This is a genomic window from Paenibacillus tritici (assembly GCF_018207515.1).
Taxonomy (GTDB): Bacteria; Bacillota; Bacilli; order Paenibacillales; family Paenibacillaceae; genus Paenibacillus_AQ; species Paenibacillus_AQ tritici.
The window spans coordinates 3850816-3869636 of record NZ_CP073365.1 but is presented as its reverse complement, the minus strand read 5'-3'; the positions used below and the strand labels follow the sequence as shown (position 1 = coordinate 3869636).

Here is an 18821-nt window from a genome sequence, read left to right as displayed (position 1 = left end):
GAGTATAGCAGATTTTGGATTATAATGGATCGTTTTTTCTAAAATTAATTTAAAAAAGAAATATTTTTTCTTTTTTCGGACGAAATCACCCGGGGAGTGAATCATTCTTCCTACAATGTGAAACCATGCACAAGCGAGGGCGTAAATAGCATTATCCAAGGATAGGGAGTGAATCGAATGGTGAACAAAGACTGGCTCAAGGAAAGCGAACGTTTCAATGAAGTGGCTGAATACTATGACAAGTATAGGCCCAGTTATCCATCCACCCTCATTGAGCAGGTCGTGCAAGAGGCTTCGCTGACTGCGGAATCCAGAATCCTTGAGATTGGGGCGGGCAGCGGCAAGGCCTCGGAGCTGTTCCTGAACCGGGGGTATGAGCTGCTATGTATTGAACCGGGCCCGCAATTGGCGGAATTGGGAAGACAGAAGCATAAGGAGAAGAACGTACGATTTGTAACCTCAAGATTTGAGCACTGGTCCGGGCCGGAGAAGGATTTCGACCTGATCTTCTCTGCCCAGGCCTTTCATTGGGTGCCGCAGCCGGAAGGCTATGCGAAATGCGGGCGGCTGCTTAAGCCCGGAGGAAGACTGGCGCTCTTCTGGAATTTCTATTTGCAAGGGGAGAGTAATATGGAGCAGCAGATTGCTGAGGTCTGCGCACAATATGAGGTCTCCTGGTTCAATAAGCTGGAAGAAATCAAACGGAGAGTAGATAGAACAAAGTCAGAGCTGTCAGCCAGGGATGAGTTCGGAAAAACGGAGGTATACAGCTATCCCTGGGAGAGCCGGGATAATGCGGAGAGCTTCATTAATTTCCTCCGGACCAGCAACGGATTCATCGGGCTTCCCGAAGCAGAGAAGAATGAACTAAGCTCCAAGCTGCATGAGATCATAGATCGGAACGGCGGAATCCTCCATAGACATTATATAGCTACGTTATTCATAGCCGAGGCAATGAATCTAGCGGAGTCCTAAAATTCAAGACTATCTCAGGCTGAAGGGTGTAAAGAGTAACGGTCAAGGAGGAGCATCCAGGGCATCCACACAGCAGAAGTAGTTGGAAAAACGTATCTTAATTTGGGTGTTTTGGAGAGTCTGAGGGTATTAGTTGGATAAACGTCATTTAATTCCGTGCATTCCCTCTACTCTGCTCCATTTTCCGCCTATTAAGTGCTATTTTTCCAACTGTTTCCTGTCGAAGACGCTTCTGATCATGAGCAAGTGTAGTTAATCCACTTAAACCCGGCCATAGCCGAACCAGCCAGCCCCGGAAGCCGCTTCGTTGGTGTGATCCGCCTACGTGGCGGCTTCTTCCCGGCAGCACCCGCAGCCGCAGCCCCAACCCAAACGCTAAGCCAACCCCCGGGCGGCCGCTGCGGAGGTTGGGGGAATAACATAAGTTACTTAGCTGCACCGGCCTCTACAAGCCATTGCTGCAGCTCCTTGAAGTCTGCGATCTCACCGAGCACGATCTTCTGGATATCACCTTCTGTATTGATGATATAGGTGGACGGCAGTGCAGCAACCCCGTACGAAGCCGATATTTTGCCGGTGACATCAATGATTACAGGGAATGAGAAGTGCTGCTGCTCCATATACTCGGATACCGTGCCTTTGGATTCTCCTGCATTAATGAACAAGGTCGCAGTTTGAGTCTCTAAGGACTCATGAATTTCATTTAACAGCGGCATTTCCTGCATACAGGGCTTGCACCAGGTAGCCCAGAAGTTAAGCAGCACGACTCTGCCCTTGTAATCACTCAGACGCACCTTCTCCCCCTTCCAGGTGACCGCTTCAAAATCAGGAGCCGGAGCCCCCGCCGCCAATCTTCCGGACGGAGTGCGGCTGGAATGATCCATGTATACCCATATTACAGCTATAGTCGCTATGGCAATTACCAGCAGGGCAACGATCCGGCGGAGCTTCATCCCAGCCCCAGACTGTGGTTGAAGGCAGCATACAGAGAACCGAACTCTGCACGGATCTCTTCGGTTGGGCCTGATCCCACATGTTTGCCCTGGTTAAGAAATACAATCTGATCCGCGACCCGGTCCGCAATCTCCAGTTGATGGGTTGAGAAAATAACCGTATGCCCCTCCTCCTTAATGCCTTGAAGCAGCTTCACAAATTCATTCATCCAGAACGGGTCCAGCCCGTTGGTCGGCTCGTCCATAATCAGCAGCGGCGGTTTGCCGAGCAGCGCTTGAGCGAACAGGACCCGCTGGCGCATCCCTTTGGAGAAGGTGTTCACCAGGCTGTTGCGTTTATCTGCAAGGCCAACCAGGGTAAGGACTTCCTCTACCCTGTTTTTGCGCCCGGGAATTTTGCGCAGCGCTGCCCAGAAGGTCAGCATCTCTTCGGCAGACAATCCATGGCTGAATTGATAGTCATCCGGCATATAGCCAATTTGCTGCGAGTAGAGCTTGCGTGATGTGTTCCAGTGCAGTCCGCTCACGGATATTTCGCCTGAAGTCGGCTGCAGGATTCCGGCCACCATCCGCAGAACGGTGCTTTTGCCTGCGCCATTCCCTCCGCAGAGGGCAAGAATGCTGCCTCCGGGAATTTGGAAGCTGATCTCTTCGACCAACGTTTGTTTTTTGATCCGCTTGGAGATCTCTCGTACCTGAACCAGCGGGTTATCCACGGGAACGCCCCCTCTCCCAGATCCAATACACCGACAGGATTGACAGCAGTATCCAGACTAGACAGACCGCGATAAATAACAGACTGCCGCCCGGACGGCTAATCCACTCCACCCACTGATAATATTCCGGCCCCAGGACAGAACCCCCGCCCAGCTTAACGACAACGAACAGGCGCACAAGCTCTGCCGGGTTAAGAATCGTGAGCGCAATCAGCAGCGGCTTGATCCAGAGATAGGGCAGCAGCCCCAAGCCTGCAATCAGAAAGGTCGGCCAGCCGATTACGGCGAAGAACCATACCGCAACGGAGACGGTCAGGGCTTGCCAGCGGCTCTGGGAGAGGGAGCCGATGAGCAGGGCGATCGTCAAGAACAGCAAAACCAGTCCCGCCGAGAAGGCCAAGAAGAGAAAATAAGTGCCGGAATCAAACGCCGTGCCAAGAAATCCGCTGACCAGACCCATGAGTCCATAACCAAACGCTACAATAACTAACAATACGGCGGCCAGCCCCGTATATTTGCCCAGCACAAACGATAATGTTCCAATGGGATACGTGGATAAGAGCTGCCAGCTGCCGTCCTCCTGTTCCGAGGTCAGCGAGAAGGAACCCAGGAATAACGTCATCAACGGCAAAAGATACAGAATCAGGCTCAGCATGGAACCCGTGACGGCAGTATAACCTTCCACCACATTATTGGCATTAATCAGCAGCAGACTGAGACTGAAGGTGCAGAATAAGGCCAGGAAGGAATACGCCCACGGGTTGCGGAAGCCCATTTTCAGCTCTCTGCGGGCGATTTGCAGAATGTCTGCCATGCTTACATATCCATCTCTTCTGACGAAGTACCTTCCTCCGAGCTATGCTCCTTCATATGATCTTCTCCGCCAGGCATGTCCATGTTCATCATATCCTTATTCTGCTTCCATTCATGGGAAGCCAGCTCTTCGGCGCTCAGCACGGTTCCAAGCCCTTGCTCCTTCACGAAGGCTTCGGCTGCCGCTTGATCCTTGAAGCTGACAACCCCATAGGCCATGGGCGTACGCAGAGTCTCGTCATAAACATAACTGGCTTTGCTGAATTCAACCCAGGACTTGTCGTTATAGTCGCGGACATAATCCATACCGATCTGATCGGTCCCGTTGGTTGTCTTCCATTCATTCATACAGCCGATATCATCAAATTTATAATTCTTGCCGTCCTTGGTGGTCAGCTGCGTGGCGAATGCATCATCCTTCACCTGCATATTGCAGACGACACAGATATCCACTTCTTCGTTGATGGCCACCGGCTCATATTTCTTCTGCCCGCAAGCGGCGAGGATTAGCAGGCTCATGACTACCGTCAAGACCAGACTCCATTTTCTCATAATCTCAGTACCCCCAAATATATTATTGTAATTACGGATAGAAACATTAACAGCCAGCCCGCTACCATTACTGTGCCTTGGCCCCCTGATGCCTGATCCGTGGTGACTGCCCCTGCATCAAGCTGCATGAGCGGCGCTGAATCCGTTGACCACTGCGCTGTACCGCTGGTATACATATCACTTAGAAACGTCATGCCCGGTGACTGGAAAAAAAGCTGATAAGCTGCATTACGGGTGACCAGCTGCTGATAAAAGGGATTGATCGCATACTTCAGATCGCTGATGCCATCGCCGGTAAGATCCAGTCCTTCGAACGCATCCCAATAATTCCCGTTCATCTCATTGTCCCTGCTGCCCGTGGCCTGGGCTTCAATGACATTCGCCACAAAACCGTTGCGCTGGAAGCGGTTGCCCTCTGCATTCTCGAATTGAATGCCGGTATAATTCCGGAGGACCAGATTATGCTGCAGGACATTATCGGAGGATTGCTGCATATAAATCCCCACCCGGTTGCCTTCTACCAGATTGTTCGTAAGGGTAGAATTACGCACATCGTAGAGCAGGATTCCCTGGGAATGGACATTCCGGCTCTGCTTGCGGAAGGAGTTCCCGGAGACCACAACATCGGTTACTCCCATCACCATGGCGCCGGTAATGTTATATTCGCCAATGTTGTTAGTGACCTTAGAGCCGTTGATGTACATGCAGTGGACCCCGTACCGCAGATAAGACAGCTTATTCTGATCGACCACCGTATTGCGGCTGTTCTCCAGATAGATGCCATCCCGCAGATAGGATATGTCGTTGTCTCTGATCTCAGCCCCATGAGAGTTATAGAGATCTATCCCGTTGCCTCTCAGGCCTGGCGCCTCTCCAGGGGGAATAAACCAGCGGATCTTGTTCCCCGACAGCACTCCGCCATCCGCTTCACGCAGTACAATTCCATACCCCGCTGAATGAATCACAAGTCCCTGCAACGTCACCCTGTCGGCTTCCACCCGAACCGCCGCAGCTTCTCCGTCGTTATTTTGCTGAATATTCAGATTCTCCAGCTGTACACCATCGGCCAGGATCAGCACCGCGGCCGGTTCGTCCTTGCCGGTATTGAGCAGAGTTGCCGCGCCGTTCCCGTCAATGGTTAATTTCTTATCAATGCGGACAGGGCCCGAATAGGTTCGGGGTTCCAGACTAATCCTCTCTCCAGTCCTGGCCGAATCAACAATGGGCTGGAGCGGAATCGCTGCTTCTGTACTTCTCTCCGCCTTGGCTCCACTGCAATAGAACAAGCATGTGGCTAACAAGCCTGCTAAGAGCACAACACTAGCTTTGGATAAGCCGGACGGATGGAAGATTTGGTGTAGTGGCATGATTCACTCCCCTCGGTGTATGCCTGTTCTCCATTCTATCTTTACCAACTGAGCAAACTGGTATAACCTGACGATGATAGATGACCGCCACTCTATAATAACGTTTTCAGTGTAAATAAAAGGAAGCGGGCTGACTATAGCCCAATATAGCTATCCCTGTGGGAAAATGTGTCTAAATTGTGATGCAAAACAAGCAAGTGGAAAAATCCATCTTAATTTGCCCGTTTGCGAGGAATATGGGGAAGCAAGTGGATAAACAGCATCTACTAATATGCGTTTTGGCAACTTGGGGTGAATTGGGAGAATTTAAGTGCTGTTTATCCATCTGCTGTTATAGAAGTGACCAGTCATTCATCAGCAAGTGGACAAAATCCATCTGCTAATTCCGCTTCTCTCAACTTCTTATATTTGCATAATCAAAAGCCACAACCCGCTAATCCCGGGTTGTGGCCTCTGATTGTGTCTGCTGTTACTGTTTCGTCTGCGCCTGCTGGGTAGGACCAAAATTGGCGGCCCCGGTGAAATGGACATCGTCCGCTGACGGATAGTATTTGGGGATGCGCAAATCCCGCTGGTACAGTCTTAAGTGCTCTCCGCGAGGAGCGATATCGACGACATCACAGCCTCTCCACGATACCGTATATTCCTCGCCCCGTACCGTTTCTTTCACCACCGCTGTCTCCAGCGGATGCTCCAGCTCCACCATATCCCCTGCCGCTACATTGTGGAACACCAGCAGGTTGCCCTCTTTTGAGGATGTGCAGGCTACTCCATTAATCTTCATGCTAAGGTTCTGGCCCATCCAATCGTACACCCGTACCGCTACGTCACCTTGTTGCTTAGGCGTGACGGAAATATAGCCGGTGTCAGGGTAATTCATGCTCACCGTGGCTTCCTCCGTCTCCTTGTCCACGGGGATATTGACGAGTACTCTCCCGCCCGAGAATTCCACCGCCCGGTTCCATACGATCTCCAGGGCCACGGGAGCCATGCCGACGCAGCAGCCTGCAATGGAGCGGAATTTGGACAATGAGATGGAGTTGACAAGGGAACCGCCGGTGAAGCCGCCAATCATTCTCTGGTCAATCTCCCTGTAGGTGACTCCCTCCCCGTCAGGCAAGGTATTGTCTGTGACTACATAGGAAGATACCTTGATCTGATTCTCCACCAGCTGGTTCCGTGCAAACAGGGTCATATCCTCCCAGTATTCCTCGTACCCGGCCAGAATCAATTCATTGGCACATTCGATCATATCCTTGATGCAGCAGGTTTCACAGTGCTCCTCATGCTGCGGATGCCACTGGGCATATTCGGGCACCCAGCCGAAGGAGGACGACAGGGAACGGATATAATCATAGATTCCTTTGCCTGCGGTAATATAGCGCCTGGTGCCTGTAATCCGTCCAAGACGGACCAGCCCCGAGGCTACCCAGCCTGCGGAATGAACATGGCCGAAGAACTCCAGCTTGTAATTGAAATAACGCGAAGGCCCGAGCAGGTGGTTGGCAATGCCGACTGCCAGATCCAGCGCTACCTCGTCTCCGGCGAGCTCATATCTGCGCACCAGGGAGTGAAGCACAATAGCATTTCGGATGGCCTGCTCGCCCCTTCCGGTATGCCTGGACAGATCGAATCCGCCTTCTCTCAAATACACATCATTTGGGAACTCATAGATCGGTTCTTTCTCCTCATAATCTCCCGACCAGAAGGTTCGGACCTTCCTCTCTATGACAAGGGAGCGCATGCCTCTGACCAGCCCCGAAGCTCTCTTCTCCGCCTCCAGATCCTCTGGATGATTCTCCACCACCCGGTTCAGCGCCGGAAGAATATAGCCCATTTCATGAAAGGAGCTATGATTCGTATGCGTCCAAGGGTATGGCTCATGAAAGCGCAGTCCATGCTCTCCCCAGGATTTCATGAGATGACGGTAAAAGGAGAGCTGAACCTCCGCTCCCTCTTCCGTCTTCAGCATTTTGCGGACGGCGTCAATGGCTTCGTACCAGGAGCCGACCAGTTCGGCATCGTCTACCCGGCAATGAGCAGCTTCGGCAGGCTTCTTGTGAGGCAGCACCAGCCAGTACGGCAGATTATCCTCCTTTTCATCCACCATGGATGTCAGGTACCCCAGAACAAGCTGCGCATTGTGCAAAGGTTCAAATTTCTCGTATGTCTGAGTTGACATATCTATTCCTCCATAGCCCCCTCTGCATCAACAGATTGATCCTTCGATTCAGGCTGGGCAGTATTAGTAATTAGTAGTAGTACTGTTAGTGTTAGTGATATTAACCTTGAAATCGTCGAAGTCAATGGAGGCATTTGCGTAACCGTCAATGCCGAACAACTGGCCGGTCAGCTTGCTTCCGCCGGTATGGCGGAAGCTGAAGTTCGTCGCTACCGGAGCAGGAGCATCGTTAATATAGACGGTATAAGTCTTGGCGTCCCAGTTAGCGACCATTTTGACTTTGTACCATGTGTTCAGACTGAAGTCTTTTACCTTAACCTTATTGGAGCCTCCATTCTGCACGACGATTTTACCCGTATCAAAAGCCGTGACCATGGAATAATTACCGGTGCCGCTATCGTTTCTCACCATGGCTCCATTGGCGTAAGGGAAGCTGCTGTTCAATCTGACGCGATATTCGATAACGATACGCTGATTCGCGGCAGCCTTAACATCACCTGTATACGGCAGGAAAAGGTTGGCCTTGCCCGCTGTTGCAGCAGTCGTCAGCCGCAGGAATCTATTCCCGTTCTCTTCCTGCACAGTGGCGGCAGCGCCGCCGGTGAGCGCTTCGCTGACAATGCCGTAAGGGTATTTTCCTGCCGTGTCGCCGGAGAAATCCCGGTAAGCGTTATAGAACACGCCACCCTGCGTGGTATTAAGCGAACCTAACAAGGCGGCTTCTGCTTCAGCAAGCTTAGTCAGCTCTCCGTCATACTGCTGCTTGGTCAGCTCGGCGTTCCCGGCCAGCTCCTCCGCATGATCCACCGCGGTTGTGAAGGCATCATACTTGGCTTGGCTGTAGTTGCCCGCCCCGTTACCCAGAGGATAGGAGAAATTGGCCAGCTTATCGCGGAGCTGCTTCACAATCTCGTCCAGGCCATAACCCGGAACCACTTCTACGGCAACGGTGGAGAAGAACTCCCGGCCATCCAGACTCAGGGTAACAGGCACCTGAACCGTGCCAAGCGAACTGAAATTAAGTCCTGCCAGGTCCCGGCTGACGACAGCGGCCTGCTTCGGCTCATGGTTGTAGACGACATCTACAACGCCTGGCAGTTTGGGAGGGATTCCGGAAGGAGTCTTCACCGCAGTTACCACTTGAACCGCCTCAGATGCTGCGATGACAGTCAGGTCGTATTCCGCCTGCTTACCGCTATACACGGCTGTTATACGAGCTGTGCCCGGTTTCACCGCATACACCGCATGGCCAACCGAACCGGACTCCAACCTGGCTACCCCGGGATCACTACTGGTATACTGGGCACTGCCTGTCACCTTCTGAACTTCATAATTGTTATAATGTGCTGTTAGCTGAAGGGGTAAGCTGGTCTGCCCGCTGGTCAGGATAGGGGACAACCCCTTCATTACAACAGACTGCACCGATTTAGGCTCTGCAGTTACGGTAATCGCGGCCGTAGTTGTTTTCCCGTTGTAGACAGAGGTAATGGTCGCACTGCCTGCCTTAAGAGCCTTAATCTGATTGCCTGTAATAACGGCTACATTCGTATCTGAAGAACTTAAGACCGCTCCCGTATTAACAGGGGCATAAGTAGCGCCTGTTACCGAATACAGGGGCAAACTACGGGTTTCCCCCAAGCCCAGCGTGAACCCTGGAGCTTCAAATAGCAGCTCTGACGTATTCAGCCGGAACACATCCATACTGTCGATTTCGGCAACATTTTTTCCCTTGTAGAAGCTGATCGTGTTGCTGCCTTGCTGAAGATAGACCTTCGCCGTGGAAGCCCCCCAGCGGTTCAAGCCTGAATAGACGATGTTCAGATTGGCACCGGAGCCGCCGTTGACCGACAAGATATGGGAAGCCTCTCCCGCATCCGGTGAGCCATTGGCATTACGTACAGACAGCATATAAAAGCCTGCCTCCGGCACGTTAACTGCAAACTGGGCATAATCATTGGTGTTGCTGATGCTCGCGACCTTCATCCCGCCGGATGCGGAGACTTCCCGCCGGACAGCCGGGGAAGATTCACCAGCCGGATCTTGTACCAGTAGAGCTGCTTCCGCTTCATAACGCGTCCGCAACGGCTCACCCGAAGGCACTGCAATTGGACTATTCGGATTGGCGGGTTCGCCCAGATTCGGCGTATGGTCTGCCTTCCAGGTGAACTTCTGCGCACGGACATTGCGGGTCCAGCCTGAGCCCGGCCAGCGGGCGGTATGGTAGATAATCCAATCCTCTGTACCGTCTGGAGAGGTGACGATACTGTGGTGTCCAGGGCCGTACACGCCATTCGCGCTGGAGAAGACCGGCTGATCGCGCTTGATCCAGGAGTCCGGATTCAGCAGATCATCAGTGAGCTTGGCGGTAATCAGCCCGAGGCAGTAGCTGTCAGTCCAGCTTCCGTTGGCCGAATAGATCAGATTAATGGTGTCTCCCTTTATAGTGATCTGCGGTCCTTCATTGATTCTGCCCGGGGATGTCTCCCAATCATGCTCAGGCGTAGAGATCAATACCCGCGGCGAGCTTATGGTCCGCGGATCGCTCATCCGGGCGATGTATAGATTCTGGAAGCTTCCGTCCGTATCTTCCCAGCCGGACCAGATGAAATAGTGTTGGTCACCCACCGTCAGCACCGTGCCGTCGATCGCCCAGCGGTCGGTGGAATCGGTGATTTTACCTTTGAACTCCCAGGTTCCGCTAAGCGGATCTGCACTGGCGTTCTCCAGCACGTACATACGGTGGTTGGCGTTGGTTCCGTTGTCGGCTGCGAAGTAGATGTACCATTTGTACGCTCCGTCCGTATCTTTGAGATAGTGCATTTCCGGCGCCCACACATTGGAGCTATACTGCGTCCCCTTAACCGGTGTCCAGGCCAGGCTCCGCTCGCCCGCTTCAATGCCGGTGATGGTCTTCGACCTGCGGATCATGATCCCGCTGGCATTGACGAATACATTGTAATAATAGCCGTCCGTGTGCTGGTATACCCAGGGATCGGCTCCCGTCTGCATAATAACATTGTAGAAATCGGACACATTATTCCCTCCTTGTACAGCAGCCGTCCCCGGTGAAGCTGGCGTTGACTCTTCCGCAGCCGCCACCCCGCCCCATTGTGGCAGCATCAGCAGCAGTGCGAGACACAGCAGCAGAACCCTGGATCTTTTTCCAGACATGTACAGCCCTCCTTTGACAGATAAAAACGCTTTCATTTTTTTCATCTCCCTCTTGCTTAGATTTTTTTGGGTTAGCGTCCTCATTCTACCTTCTGGAGAACATTTAAAAAATGTACTATCTTAAATGGTTTTTGTAACCGTTTTAGAAAAAGTGCCTTATCTAGGGCGGGAATCCAATAGAATCAACCGGAGGGTGACTGCTGAGGGTATATAAGATGCACTAAGTAATTGAACTTGAAGCTTCGTCGTCACTGCGGTGAACATTTGGACATTCGGCCGCTGTTGTCACCAGATTTCTTAAGTTTGAACCGCTGTAAGCGGGTGAAATCCAGTGACAGCTTATGCTTACGAGGTAGCTTTCCTTCGGAAAGCTTTCGGGCGGTCGCTACCGCTCCTCCAGTTCCAAATTTCCCAATAAATAGTTAGTTGGATAAACGTATCTTAATTTGGATCGTTTGCAGCATCTGAGAGAATTAGTTGGATAAACGTCATTTAATTCCAATCATTTCAACTACTATGCTCAATTTGCCGCCTAGTAAGTGCTGTTTTTCCAACTGTTACCCGGCAAGGGCTCCTACGTTCATGAGCAAGTGTAGTTAATCCAACTGCTTCCGGCTACGACAGGCGCTAACGACAGGCGCTGCCACATCCTTGCCCATATTGTTGCCGGCTCCCCCAGCTATGCAATCACATGCACTCAAAAAGGACACCTCCCGGTTAAAGGATGTGTCCTGATGGTACGAGTGTCTCCTGATGGCCGAGTGTCTCCTGAAGATACGAGATAGGCCTATCTGCCCTTCCGTAAACGATCTGTCTGATGCGCTCCAGGGGAGCCTTGGGAATCCGGCCGGATCTTACGAATTACGGACAGGGAATTCTGTCCGCAGGATCAGCGTAGAGCCATAGCTCACATTCCTTCGGTTTGTCTTATCTCTTCAATCGTATTGCAGTCGAACGGCAACTGCGGAATCTTCACGGTCACGGTCGTTCCCTGGCCGAACCGGCTCTCGACGGTGAGCCCGTAGCCCTCTCCGAACAGCATCCGCAGCCGGTGATGAATATTCGTTAGCCCGATGCCTTGTGCCGGTTGTCCGTCTGAGGTTCGTTCCGGGTAATCCGCACTAAGCTTGGCCTGAAGGGCGGCCAGCTCCTCCGGCTCCATTCCCCTCCCTGTATCTGTGATACAGAAAGTCACATCCCCGTGCACATCGGTACTCCCGGTAAGCAGGAGCCGCCCCCCTTGATCCATGCGCTCCAGTCCGTGATATACAGAATTCTCCACAATCGGCTGGAGGATCATCTTGGGCGTCTTCATAGACAGCAGCCTCTCCTCCACTTCAAGCTCCATGGAGAATTTATTCTCGTAGCGGATGGAGATAATCTTCATATACGCCTGAATACAGTCCACTTCTTCCCCGATCTGTACAAGATTATCTTTTTTGATGCTGTACCGGAAAATCTTGGACATACAGTAGGTAATTTGCGCAATCTCCCTGCTCCCGTACTCCAGCCCGATGCTGCTGATACAATTCAGCGTATTATAGAGGAAGTGCGGGTTGATCTGGCTCTGCAGGGCGGCGAATTCCGCCTGCTTCTGGCTAAGCTCAGATTCATAGAGTCTGGCCTGGGTAGCGAACATATCCCGGGCCATCTCCTCCATTTCATCCATCATCCGGTTGATGTCGCGGGCCAGGAGGCCTACCTCATTGGTGAACCGGACTTTAATGCGGAAGCCCATGTCCTTGCGGGCGACCCTCTTCATATCCATAACCAGTCCCATTAACGGACGCATCAGATTGTTCATGAAGAAGCTGCCGGTTAAGAGCATGGTTAGAATAATGCCAATGCCGACGATAATACTGACCTTCCGCATCGGGGCCATGTCCGCAGTCAGCTCATGCACCGGAATCATACTAACCACCCGCCACCCGTCTGCCTGCTCCAGACCCTTGACCTGAACGAGAATCTCTTCTCCGTCAATGGTAGTCTTTACCCCGTGAAGCAGACTGTCCTTGTCCATAGCCAGAACTTCCTGGAACAATGTGCCCCGTGCACTCGAATTCGTGGAGGCAATCACCTCGTCCCGGTTATTCAGAATATACAAGGTGGAGCTCTGCGTGAATTCCGTATCTTCTACCAGCCCCTGCAGCTTGTCCATGTTGACCATCACGGTGCAGTAACCTGTAATCTGGGAGAAATAGACTCCCCCAATGTTCTCCACAATCGGCGCGATATAGAAGAACTGTTCCGTACCTGTCCGTACGTCCTTCAGAATCGTGGTGAACCTCCCCCGCTCCCGCAGCAACGGGTCATCCTTATATTTCTGAATAAAAGTATCATAGGGGTTGATGAAAAAAATATCGCCGCTTGCCGAGTCCAGACTGTGCAGCCGCCTTCCCTTAATGTCGTTAATGACGATACCATTCACATAGGAATTGAAGGATCTCATATATTCCATAAGATCCAGTGCATACGGACCGCTGTCGAACGCTCTTTTGTAGTCATCGACCTCCACGGAGAATTCCTGAATCAGCTTGCTGTTGACGGCAATACCGGTGCTGACCCGGATATCATTGAACACCGTATCAATCTTGCGGCGGGTCTGTTCGATCATCTGGTTGCCGTAAGTGGCGGCCCGTTTCTGGGTTAAATTAGAGAAGCTATGGAAGAAATAGATCTCCATGACGGTAAATATAACGATCGAGAAAAAAAAGATAAGCCATATCTGATGTTTTAATTTCACTTTACTCGTCTTCATGGCTTACCGCTCCGATCCGATTAGCTTTTTCTGAATTTGGTGGGCGTCATCCCGCAGTGCTTCTTGAACACTTTGTTGAAATAATAATAATCCACATACCCGGACTTAACGGCAATTTGCTCAATGGACAGGTCCGTATGCTTCAGCAGCTCCCGGGCTTTCCTGAGCCTCAGCTCTGCCACATATTCGGAGAAGGTTCTGCCCAGATTGTTCTTGAACAACTGGCAGCAATACACCTGATTAATGAAGAACTGGACAGACAAATCCTTCAGGTACAGCTTCTGCTCAAAGTTCCGGTCGATATAGGCGACCATCCGGTTGAAGCAGGATTGAATATCCCCTTCCTGCAAGGAACGGCTGCTGCCTTGCCGGATGACCGTAAGGACGTCATGCAAGAAGCTGCACAGAGACGCAAAGTCTTCGAACCGTTCCTTGAGCTCGGAATAATTGAGGAATTCCAGCTCCATGTCCCTAAGTTCCTCAGCATAGGCGTTGATAAGCATCCCAACAGCCTGATTCCATAAGTAGACCACTTCACCCATGCCCAATTGATGGTTCCTGAAGTATTCCTGCAGTCCTGTAATGTACACATCCATATCTTCAAGCGAATTCCCGTGAATGATCGTATAGAGTCCATCAATACAAGGTTTCATGAGATGAAGCTTCGGCTCATAGTGAACGGCTTCAGCCGTCTGCTCCAGAAAAATATGCGAGGCGGACAGGTCAGCTTCTTTGATCAGCTTGCTCACCTGCTGCGGCTGGCTGCTGATGCTGCTGATGCCCACACTTTGGATTCCCGTCTCGGTCAGCACCCCTTCATCCGGAGTCCACTCCAAGCCGCTCAGATGCTCAGCCATCCGCACGACCAGCAGCTTCCGGGAGCCAGCTTCAACCTCCACGGCAGTTAGATTCCTGCCCTCCGGAGACAGCAGCTTCCTGATATCCTTAATGTCACTCCGCAAATAGACCGCAAACACCTGGTAATAGCATACAGCCATGCTGGCCGGAAGCGGCAGGAACCGCCTGATCTCGGTCTCATCCCCCGAGGTCAGCGCCTCCAGAAGAAGGTGATTGCGAGCTGCGCTTCTCCGGGAGAAGTGAGCGGCCAGCTTCGCAATGAATGTATCCGCCATATCGACGTCCAGAGGCTTGAGGAAATAATCAAGTGCCCCGTAGCGTATCGCTTCCTGGGCGTATTCAAATTCTCCATATCCGCTTACGATGACAAACTCCGTGTTCATCCCTTGGGCTCTAGCCCGCTTCATCAGATCCAGCCCGGAGATATCCGGCATCCGGATATCCGTAAACACCAAGTCCGGCTGCTGTGTACACATAGCCTCCCACGCTTTGTAAGCGCTTGTAAATTGTCCTGTAATTTCAAAACCGTATTTCTCCCAGTCAAAGGCGTTCTGAATTCCTCTTATCGCCCATGACTCATCATCTACAATCATGACCTTGTACATGGGTAGCCTCCTGAACCTATGGATTCCTCTGAATAATAGTGAAGTTGTCCGGGAATAGCAACCGAAATTCGGATAAACCATGATGATGAACCCTCCATGGCTTATCCGAATATGATGGGATTATTTTTGGGCGGCTTTACTCTCTCTGTAATTCTTCACATTTTCCTCTTGAACCGCTTTACCGCCGGCGTCCATATATTCTTTCACCAGCTTCTCGTACAGCGCGTCGAACTCTGCCGGCTTGGCAACGATCAGCCTGTCAATCATTTGTTTGTTCATATCGCCCAGCGTTTTGCCGTACTTGATATTGGCTTCGTTCGGGATGCCATAGTTGTAACTGCTATAGCCGTCCGTTGTATTGATTGCATAGGAGTCAATAGCCAGCTTCTCATAACTCTTGTCCCCGGCTGCCAGCGCTGCCGCATAGGTTCTGACATTCTTTTCGGTATCGCCCAGCTCGGCGCCGTTAACAATCATCGTATAATCCATATTCAAATTGCTCATTTGCATTTTTTCGCCGCTCTGTTCAATCCCGTGCGGAATGCCGTCTACCAGCTTGTGGTTAACACCTTCATCACCGAACTGCAGGAAGAACATCACTTCCGGGTCAGCCATCCAGTTCAGATATTTTATCGCCAGCTCCGCATTCTTGCTGCTTTTAGGAATGAAGGAGAATATTCCATTCTCATTATATACCTCTTTGAGGTATTTGCCTTCGTCATTTTTGAAGGTATCAATCGGAACATAGTTGGCATCCGGCGAATTTTGCTTCAGCGGCACACGGATTTTTTGTGTCATCGGATAATCCCAGTTGGCGGCATAGAAGCCTACTTTGCCGTTGGTTACATCGGCATCCGCCTGCTTGGTTGTTTTGTCCAGGGCAAAATCCGGGCTGATCAGCTTCTCATTGTACAGCTTGTTCAGCCATTGGTAGGCCTCCTTGTTGCCTGGCTTCAGCCAGTTGGGCGTAGTGACGAATTCCTCCTCGGACAGCGGTTTCCAGAACGATTGCACCAGATTGCCGAAGGTGTAGTTCATACCGGCAGCCGCTGTAGCCCAAGGGATGACGCCGTCAACATTACCGGGGTTCTTGTCGCGGAAGGCCACCAGCGTCTCATACAATTCATCCCGGTTCGTCGGAAGCGGCAGGCCCAGCTTATCCAGCCAATCCTTGCGGATGAACATTCCGTTCCAGGCCAGCAGGGTCCGCTTGCCCGGGATGGAGACCTGTTTGCCGTCATATTTGCCGTAGGAGAGTACATTCTCGCCCAGGTAAGCCTTCAATTGCTGCCCGTGCTGCTCCAGCAATTCGTCCAGTGTATAGAGTCCCTTGCTTTTGGCGAAGCGGGTGACCAGTGTCCCGTCGTAGGTGAAGGAGATATCAGGGGCCTGGTTCGCGGCCATTAATACATTCAGCTTGTCGACTTCCTGGGAGCGGGGGACAGGAACAAATTCTACCACGGCGTTATTGGGCTTGCCGAATTTCTCATTGACGTATTGGGTCCATTTGTTGTTGTTCAAATCCGGCTGTCCCTGAACCCCGCGGTCGAACACTTCTACCGTCAAGGTTGCCGGAGCACCGGCAGGGGCGCCGGAGGCAGTCGTCGATCCCTCTGACGACGATGTCTCCCCGCTCTTGTTGCCATTCCCTCCACAGCCTGCCGCAACACCGGCCAGAAGCGTCATACTGAACAGAATTGCTGCTGTTTTCTTTATACCCGTACTCACATTAACCACCCTTTCATTCCCCTGATTGTTGAGATTATCCACGCTGTAGTTCTTGTGCAACTCTACATCTCCGCTTCAACCCGTCCGGGAATCCCCCCCTTCACTCGGACCCTGCCGTTCTCAGCCCTTAATTGCTCCGGTCATTACCCCATCTACGAAATACTTCTGGAGCTTCGGATAGATTAGCAGAATCGGAACGGTTGTAAACATCACGCTCGCTGCTTTCAGAGATTCAGGCACGATGAAGGAGCCGATACTTCCTTCTCCCCCCTGCTGGCTGTCAAGCTGCTGATTGGCCGAGATGATCTGGTACAGCTTGAGCTGCATAGGATACAGCTCTTTCTTCGTTATATAGAACAAGGCATCCTGGAAGCCATTCCACCGGTCCACCGCATAGAAGAGGCTTAATGTGGCAATGGAAGGCAGTGAGAGCGGAAGCACAATCCGGAGGAGAATGCCCAGATCCGAACACCCGTCGATGGACGCTGATTCCTCCAGACTCTCAGGAAGCGAGGTGAAGAACGTTTTCAGGATGATCAGGTTGAAGACACTCATGGCGCCCGGCAGAATCAGACTCCATACCGTGTTCATCATACCGAGGTTTTTGACCAGAATATAGGAAGGAATCAGTCCCCCGCTGAAATACATTGTGAAGACGAGGGCGGACAGAATGAAATTTCTTCCCCACAGCCGCTTCTTCGTTAACGGATACGCCGCACAAATGGTCAGGAACATACAGACGACGGTGAAGACAATCGTAAGCACAATACTGTAACCCAGCGTATACAGCATATCCATATCGCTCAGAATGGTTTTGTACGTTTCGATTGTGAAATCTACCGGCCACAACCCTACCTTCTGGGCTACAATCGCTTCGTTAGAGCTGAGTGAGAGCGCAATCATATATAGGAACGGAACAATACATGTGAAAGACAAGGCCACAATGAATACTAGAATCGCAATATCGGCTACGCTCATTTTTTTGCCTGGACGCACATTCTTCACCAGCTTTACCATATTCCATCCTCACCTAATTTCTTCGCAATATAGTTGGCGCCTATGAGCAGGGTCAGACCGACCACGGATTGGAACAAGCCTACCGCTGTAGCCTGGGAGAAGTCCCCTGAGCTGATGCCCACTCTATACACGAAGGTACTGATTACATCAGAGTACTCGCTGACGAGGGAATTCCCCATCACGAAGGGGCGGTCGAACCCGATGGACACCATCCGCCCAATCTGAAGGATCAGCAGAATGTTGATCGTCGGCTTAATGCCGGGCAGAGTAATATGCCACATTTTGCGGAGCCTGCTGCACCCGTCCATATCGGAGGCCTCATACAATTCCTTATTGATCCCGGTGATCGCCGCCAGATAGATGATCGTCCCCCAGCCGATATTCTGCCAGACACCAACGAAGATGTAGGTGATCAGCCAGGGGACTTTCTGCGACAGGAACTCAATCTTCTCTAGTCCGAGGGCAGCGATGAAATGATTGACCATCCCGCTGTTCGAGAACATCAGGTATACAATCCCCCCAATGATCACCCAGGACATAAAGTGCGGCAGATACAGGACGGTCTGGGTTATTTTCTTGAATCTGGCCTGCCCTACTTCATTCAGCAGAATAGCCAGCAGAATCGGTGCCGGAAATCCCGCGATCAGATCCAGAACGTTCAGCACCAGCGTATTCTTCAGTGCACGATAGAAGCTGTCCTGCTCGAAAATAAAACGGAACACATCAAGCCCCACCCACTCGCTGCCCCGTATGCCTTCAAAAATGTTGTAATCCTGGAAGGCCATAATCAACCCGTAGATAGGGGCATATTTAAAAATGGCAATATAAGCAATAGGCAACAGCAAAAGGGCATACAGTAGGGCATCCCGTTTGATTCTGAGGAGAAAAAGTTTCCCTCGTTTGATCCCGACTTGATTTGGTTGACTGTTTAAAACCGCTTTCATTTCTCTCATCCCTCCGGCTGTATAAAGGATCGCTCATGTCCTTCATTATACTTACCGGGCCAGATTAGAAAATGTAATCGCTTAAATGATTTTGGTAATTAATTAAAATCCGGCTGCACAAACAAATAACCCCGCACAAGCTCCCCTTTACAGGGAGTATCGTACGGGGTGAAATATGATCT

At 51.4% G+C, this 18821-nt stretch carries 13 protein-coding genes; 1 reads left to right on the top strand and 12 read right to left on the bottom strand.

The features are described from left to right. The first annotated feature begins 177 nt into the window (after positions 1-177). Positions 178-975: a class I SAM-dependent methyltransferase gene (locus tag KDC22_RS16540; protein WP_211719682.1), complete on the top strand. Its 798-nt coding sequence runs from the start codon at positions 178-180 to the stop codon at positions 973-975. A 425-nt stretch (positions 976-1400) separates the two neighbouring features. On the opposite strand, the gene KDC22_RS16535 is transcribed toward KDC22_RS16540, so the two are convergent. From KDC22_RS16535 to KDC22_RS16480, 12 genes are all read right to left on the bottom strand, one after another. Further along, the gene (locus tag KDC22_RS16535; RefSeq protein WP_246552665.1) at positions 1401-1859 is read right to left on the bottom strand and encodes a peroxiredoxin family protein; all 459 of its coding nucleotides are present in this window, start codon (positions 1857-1859) and stop codon (positions 1401-1403) included. A 65-nt stretch (positions 1860-1924) separates the two neighbouring features. Then, a complete protein-coding gene (locus KDC22_RS16530) occupies positions 1925-2644 on the bottom strand; it encodes an ABC transporter ATP-binding protein (protein ID WP_211719680.1) in 720 nt (239 codons plus the stop codon). Further along, complete coding sequence (locus KDC22_RS16525) at positions 2637-3458, bottom strand: ABC transporter permease (RefSeq protein ID WP_211719679.1); 822 nt, start codon at positions 3456-3458, stop codon at positions 2637-2639. The genes KDC22_RS16530 and KDC22_RS16525 overlap by 8 nt, the downstream gene beginning before the upstream one ends. A 2-nt stretch (positions 3459-3460) precedes the next feature. Beyond that, a complete protein-coding gene (locus tag KDC22_RS16520; protein ID WP_211719678.1) occupies positions 3461-4009 on the bottom strand; it encodes a nitrous oxide reductase accessory protein NosL in 549 nt (182 codons plus the stop codon). Continuing rightward, positions 4006-5376, bottom strand: coding sequence for a right-handed parallel beta-helix repeat-containing protein (locus tag KDC22_RS16515; protein WP_211719677.1), 1371 nt, complete (start codon positions 5374-5376; stop codon positions 4006-4008). Before KDC22_RS16515 ends, KDC22_RS16520 begins: the two co-directional genes overlap by 4 nt. 469 nt (positions 5377-5845) lie before the next feature. Beyond that, positions 5846-7558, bottom strand: a complete 1713-nt coding sequence (locus KDC22_RS16510) for a glycoside hydrolase family protein (RefSeq protein WP_211719676.1) — start codon at positions 7556-7558, stop codon at positions 5846-5848. A gap of 63 nt (positions 7559-7621) precedes the next feature. After that, positions 7622-10729: a family 43 glycosylhydrolase gene (locus KDC22_RS16505; RefSeq protein WP_211719675.1), complete on the bottom strand. Its 3108-nt coding sequence runs from the start codon at positions 10727-10729 to the stop codon at positions 7622-7624. 907 nt (positions 10730-11636) lie between these two features. Beyond that, positions 11637-13487 (bottom strand): sensor histidine kinase, encoded by a 1851-nt coding sequence (locus KDC22_RS16500; RefSeq protein WP_211719674.1) that lies wholly within the window; start codon positions 13485-13487, stop codon positions 11637-11639. Between the two features lie 20 nt (positions 13488-13507). Continuing rightward, entirely contained in the window at positions 13508-14950 is a 1443-nt protein-coding gene (locus KDC22_RS16495) for a response regulator (RefSeq protein ID WP_211719673.1), read from the bottom strand. A gap of 120 nt (positions 14951-15070) precedes the next feature. Further along, complete coding sequence (locus tag KDC22_RS16490; protein ID WP_211723841.1) at positions 15071-16678, bottom strand: extracellular solute-binding protein; 1608 nt, start codon at positions 16676-16678, stop codon at positions 15071-15073. Positions 16679-16798: 120 nt separating this feature from the next. Next, a complete protein-coding gene (locus KDC22_RS16485) occupies positions 16799-17695 on the bottom strand; it encodes a carbohydrate ABC transporter permease (RefSeq protein WP_173127541.1) in 897 nt (298 codons plus the stop codon). Beyond that, positions 17689-18639 carry an ABC transporter permease gene (locus tag KDC22_RS16480; protein ID WP_173127539.1) on the bottom strand — a complete coding sequence of 317 codons (951 nt, stop codon included), beginning with the start codon at positions 18637-18639 and terminating at the stop codon, positions 17689-17691. Before KDC22_RS16480 ends, KDC22_RS16485 begins: the two co-directional genes overlap by 7 nt. Between the last annotated feature and the right edge of the window lie 182 nt (positions 18640-18821).